Genomic DNA, 5,121 nt, shown 5'->3' with positions numbered 1-5,121 from the left:
CGATGGACCCCGAACTGCGCAACGGGGTGGCGGCCAAAGTCCTGGACACCCTGGCCGTCGGGAAGCCGCTGACCGCCGCCGAACTGACAGCCCGGCTCGGCCACGCGGAAGACCAGCAGCGGGACAACTGGGGCTGGAACTGGAACGCCGTCAAAAGGGTGCTGGAACATCTCTTCGAAGAGGGACTTGTGTCCGCATCCTCGCGGACCGACTCCTTCGAACGGCGCTACGCCCTCACCGCCCGGGTGCTCCCCGGACCGGGCAAGGAGGCGGCGGCACCCGAACCGGATGCGGCCGCGGCCATGGACCGGCTGATCGACGCCGCGGCACAGGCCCACGGTATCGGGACTGTGCGATGCTTCGCCGACTATTTCCGGACACCGCAGAAGGACGCCGCCGTCGCCGTCCGGAACCTCGTGGACAGCGGCCGGCTGCAGCCGGTCACGGTATCCGGCTGGGACCGGCCCCTGTACCGCCACGTGGAGGCGAAACTGCCGCGCTCGGCCACCGGACGGGCGCTCCTGAGCCCCTTCGACTCCCTCGTGTTCGAACGCCGGAGGCTCGAGGAGCTCTTCGGGTTCCACTACCGGATCGAGATCTACACTCCCGAGCCGAAGCGGAAGTACGGCTACTACGTCCTGCCGTTCCTGCTCCGCGACGCGATCGTCGCACGGGTCGACCTCAAAGCGGACCGGGCCGGCGGGCGGCTCCTGGCCAGGGCCGCCCATGCCGAACCCGGCGCGCCGGAGGACACCGCCGTCGAACTCGCCGCGGAACTGCAGCTCATGGCAGAGTGGCTGGGACTGGACGACGTAGTTGTCTCGCCAATGGGGAACCTTGCACCGGCGCTCGCCGAAGCCGTGGCTGCCCGGTAAACCGCACTATCCGCTGTGAGGGAACAGGCGCCACCGGCCTTGCGTCTCTCCCGTAGACTAAACACGCCAGAATTCGGCAGCTTGAGACTGGGAGCAACTTCACGTGGCATCACTTATCGAAAAACTTCTCCGCACGGGTGACAAAAAAACCCTGCGGCAACTGCGGAACTATGCCGATTCCATCAATGCCCTGGAGAGCTCCTTCCAGACCTTCACGGACGCCGAGCTCCGTGAAGAAACTGACCGGCTGCGCGAACGCCACCAGGCCGGCGAGAAGCTCGACGATCTGCTGCCCGAAGCGTTCGCGGCCGTGCGCGAGGCCTCGTCCCGTACCCTCGGCATGCGCCACTTCGATGTCCAGCTCATGGGCGGCGCCGCCCTGCACCTGGGCAACATCGCGGAAATGAAGACCGGTGAAGGCAAGACCCTGGTGGCCACCGCTCCGGCCTACCTCAACGCCCTCACCGGCAAGGGCGTCCACGTCGTCACCGTGAACGACTACCTCGCCGAATACCAGTCAGACCTCATGGGCCGCGTCTACCGCTTCCTCGGCCTCACCAGCGGCTGCATCCTGTCCAACCAGGACCCTGCGCTGCGCCGCGAACAGTACGCCGCGGACATCACGTACGGAACGAACAACGAATTCGGCTTCGACTACCTGCGCGACAACATGGCGTGGGACAGCTCGGAACTGGTCCAGCGCGGCCACCATTTCGCCATCGTCGACGAAGTGGACTCGATCCTCATCGACGAGGCCCGCACCCCGCTCATCATCTCCGGTCCGGCCCAGGGGGACACCAACCGCTGGTACAGCGAATTCGCCAAGGTGGTCACACGCCTGCAGGCCGAGACCGACTACGAAGTCGATGAGAAGAAGCGCACCGTCGGTGTCCTCGAGGCCGGCATTGAAAAGGTCGAGGACTACCTCGGCATCCACAACCTCTACGAGTCCGCCAACACGCCCCTGATCGGCTTCCTGAACAACGCCATCAAGGCCAAGGAGCTGTTCAAGCGCGACAAGGACTATGTCATCCTCGACGGCGAGGTGCTGATCGTCGATGAGCACACCGGCCGCATTCTCGCCGGCCGCCGCTACAACGAAGGCATGCACCAGGCCATCGAAGCCAAGGAAGGCGTCGAGATCAAGGCCGAGAACCAGACGCTCGCCACCGTGACGCTGCAGAACTACTTCCGCATGTACGCCAAGCTTGCGGGCATGACCGGCACGGCCGAGACTGAGGCCGCCGAGTTCATGAGCACCTACAAGCTCGGCGTCGTCGCCATCCCGACCAACCGCGACATGACACGGATCGACCAGGCCGACCTCGTCTACAAGAACGAGACCGTCAAATTCGACGCAGTCGTCAAGGACATCGCCGAACGCCACGAAAACGGCCAGCCTGTCCTCGTCGGCACCACCAGCGTCGAGAAGAGCGAATACCTCTCCCGGCTGCTGGCCAAGGAAGGCGTCCGGCACGAGGTCCTGAACGCCAAGAACCATGCCCGTGAAGCGTCCATCGTGGCCCAGGCAGGCCGCAAGGCCGCCGTCACGGTCGCGACCAACATGGCCGGCCGCGGTACCGACATCATGCTCGGCGGCAACGCGGAATTCACCGCCGTCGCCGAAATGGCCAAGCGCGGCCTGGACCCGGAGGAGAACTCCGAGGAATACGAGGCCGCGTGGCCCGAGGTGTTCGAATCCGCCAAGCAGTCCGTCAAGGACGAACATGAGGAAGTCCTGAACCTGGGCGGACTCTACGTGCTCGGCACCGAACGGCACGAGTCCCGCCGCATCGACAACCAGCTCCGCGGCCGTTCCGGACGCCAGGGCGACCCCGGCGAGTCCCGGTTCTACCTCTCCCTGACCGATGACCTGATGCGCCTGTTCAACTCCGGCGCGGCCGAGCGGCTCATGAACAGCTCGGTGCCCGACGACGTCGCACTCGAATCCAAGCTCGTCTCGCGTGCCATCGCCTCGGCCCAGGGCCAGGTGGAAGGCCGCAACGCCGAACAGCGCAAGAACGTGCTGAAGTACGACGACGTCCTGAACCGCCAGCGCGAGGCGATCTACGGTGACCGGCGCCGCATCCTCGAAGGCGATGACCTCCACGAGAAGGTCCAGTACTTCCTGGAAGACACCATCAACGCCTTCATCGACGAAGCCACAGCCGAGGGCACCGGCGATGACTGGGACTTCAACCTCCTGTGGTCCAACCTCAAGACCCTGTACCCCGTGAGCTTCACCCCGCGCGACGTCATTGACGAGGCCGGCGGCAAGTCCCGGATCACGACCGAGTTCCTCCGGGAAGAGATCCTTTCCGATGCCCGTCTGGTCTACCAGGCCAGGGAGCAGGCGATTGGCTCCGAGAGCATGCGCGAACTCGAGCGCCGGGTGGTCCTTTCCGTCATCGGGCGCAAGTGGCAGGAACACCTCTACGAGATGGACTACCTCAAGGAGGGCATCGGGCTGCGCGCCATGGCCCAGCGTGACCCTCTGGTCGAGTACCAGCGCGAGGGCTTTATCATGTTCCAAGCCATGATGGAGGCCATCCGCGAGGAGAGCGTCGGCTTCCTGTTCAACCTCGACGTCGAAGTGACGCCGGCCGAAGACGTTGTGGTGGCGGACGCCGAGGGCCAGCACACCGAACACCACGAGCCGCAGATCCATGCTGCCGGGCTCGAAGCCCCGGAGAAACCCGCGCAGCTGCAGTACACCGCCCCTGGCGAGGACGGTGCCGCCCAGACCCGGATCGAGGCGAAGGTCTCCGGACGTTCGGGAAACCCGGCCAAGGCCGCGGCGCAGGACATCGGCCGCCGCGCTGCGAAGAAGAAGCGGCGCTAGGCACGAGGCCAACACGGGAGGACCGGAGCATTTGCTCCGGTCCTCCCGTGTTTGCGCCTCCTTTCCCTTACATGCCGGGCATTCCCTTGCAGACCGGCCCGGTTCCGCAGGTTCCTGCCTTCGGCCGGCTACTGGCTTCTGCCGGTTCTCTGCCTCTCTTTTCTCTTTTGCCGGCTTTCTGCTCGTTTTCTGCGGACTCCCTGCTTGTTTTGTGCGGACTCTCTGCCTGTTTTGTGCCTGCGGCGGTGCCGTTCAGCCGATCTCCAGCACGGTGACGCGCCAGGCCGCCGTGCCGCGCTCCAGCCGCAGCGCGACCGCGCGAACCCGTGATTCCTCGACCACCACCGCGCTGGCCTCGTAGACGTCATCTGACACGCGGCAGGCCCGGACGGACCTGACGGACGGGTTGCGGTGCAGCCTGCCTGCCGTTGGCGAGCTGCCGGAGGCAACCCGGCGGGTCAATGCGGCTCGGTGCTGCAGGGCCGCCAGGCAGCGCGGGTCCAGGCGCCGGGAGAGCTGCTGTGCGGGCCGCGTCCCGGCCAGCACTTCGATCGCCGCCTGCACGGTGCTCCGGGAAATCGCACAAATCTCGCGGGCCTCGTCAACAACGCGCAGCGGCGGCGGGGCCGCAGTGGCGTGGTTGGCCGGTGGTGTTGCCGTGCCGGACACAACCCGGAGGGCGGGGGCGTGCGGGACGGGGGTCGCCGCGGCTGAGCGGATCCCGGTGACTGCGTTCATGTCGGTTCCTTTGCTGATGGCTGGTGCGGGTGGCTTGCGGCTGATGCGGGTGGCTGGAACCGGGCGAATCTTCCGACCGGCTTGTCCTGTGGCCTTCGGTGGGCCGGGGTGGGGCCGGAGTTGCGGCCCGGCGTGTGGTGCGGCGGCCCCCTAGCGCGGCGGCGGGAGGACCAGGACCTGTCCGGGCCGCAGGAAGTGCGGGTCGGCTCCGATAGCGTCGCGGTTGCCCGCATAGAGCCGGGGCCACTCTCTGGCGATGTCGGCGTCGGAAGCCAACGGCCCCAGCGCCGCCGCGGCGATGCTCCACAGCGAATCGCCGGACCGGACCGTGACCTCCCTGCGGGCGCCGGGGAAGTCCTGTGTGCGCACATGGCGTGCGGCCAGGGGCCCGGCATCCACGATCGGGCTCAGCGGCTTCCACCGCGGATCCAGCGCGGAACCGGCTCCCGGCCCTTGTGGCTCAGGTGCCAAGGCCTCCCCGGGTGACGGAGTCCAGGATGCCGATACCGCTGCCGGACCGGGTCTTTCCGGTCCGGACCCGCCAGGCGCAGTGGCCGCGCTGGCCAGCGGCGCCGTCAGCAGCTGCAGTCCGACGGCGGCGAGCACCAGCCGCCGCATGAACGCCGGGCTGAACCGGGCCGTGGCGGCCGCCGCGCGGGTCCTGCC

At 67.2% G+C, this 5,121-nt stretch carries 4 protein-coding genes; 2 read left to right on the top strand and 2 right to left on the bottom strand.

Annotation, left to right across the window (positions count from 1 at the left end):
• Both AC1D1S_RS19170 and secA read left to right on the top strand, forming a co-directional pair.
• On the top strand, positions 1–875 hold an 875-nt coding region (locus AC1D1S_RS19170), incomplete at its 5' end, for a winged helix-turn-helix domain-containing protein (RefSeq protein WP_476995210.1).
• Positions 876–978: 103 nt separating this feature from the next.
• Positions 979–3,717, top strand: a complete 2,739-nt coding sequence (gene secA / locus AC1D1S_RS19165; protein WP_476995209.1) for a preprotein translocase subunit SecA — start codon at positions 979–981, stop codon at positions 3,715–3,717.
• A 252-nt stretch (positions 3,718–3,969) separates the two neighbouring features.
• Here secA and AC1D1S_RS19160 read toward each other — a convergent pair whose 3' ends face one another.
• Together AC1D1S_RS19160 and AC1D1S_RS19155 are read right to left on the bottom strand one after the other, a co-directional pair.
• Positions 3,970–4,455 (bottom strand): Rv3235 family protein, encoded by a 486-nt coding sequence (locus tag AC1D1S_RS19160; RefSeq protein WP_230008799.1) that lies wholly within the window; start codon positions 4,453–4,455, stop codon positions 3,970–3,972.
• A 150-nt stretch (positions 4,456–4,605) separates the two neighbouring features.
• Positions 4,606–5,121: LysM peptidoglycan-binding domain-containing protein (locus AC1D1S_RS19155; RefSeq protein ID WP_476995208.1), on the bottom strand; the 516-nt coding region annotated here is incomplete at its 5' end.

The sequence above is a fragment of the Arthrobacter sp. P1_A5 genome (assembly GCF_056406825.1).
Note: the sequence above shows the minus strand (reverse complement) of the source record. Positions and strands in the feature narration are given on the sequence as shown.

What these genes read in the sequence shown, in the direction of transcription:
- AC1D1S_RS19160 (WP_230008799.1), bottom strand. Translation starts at nt 4,455, where the DNA reads ATGAACGCAGTCACCGGGATCCGCTCAGCCGCGGCGACCCCCGTCCCG.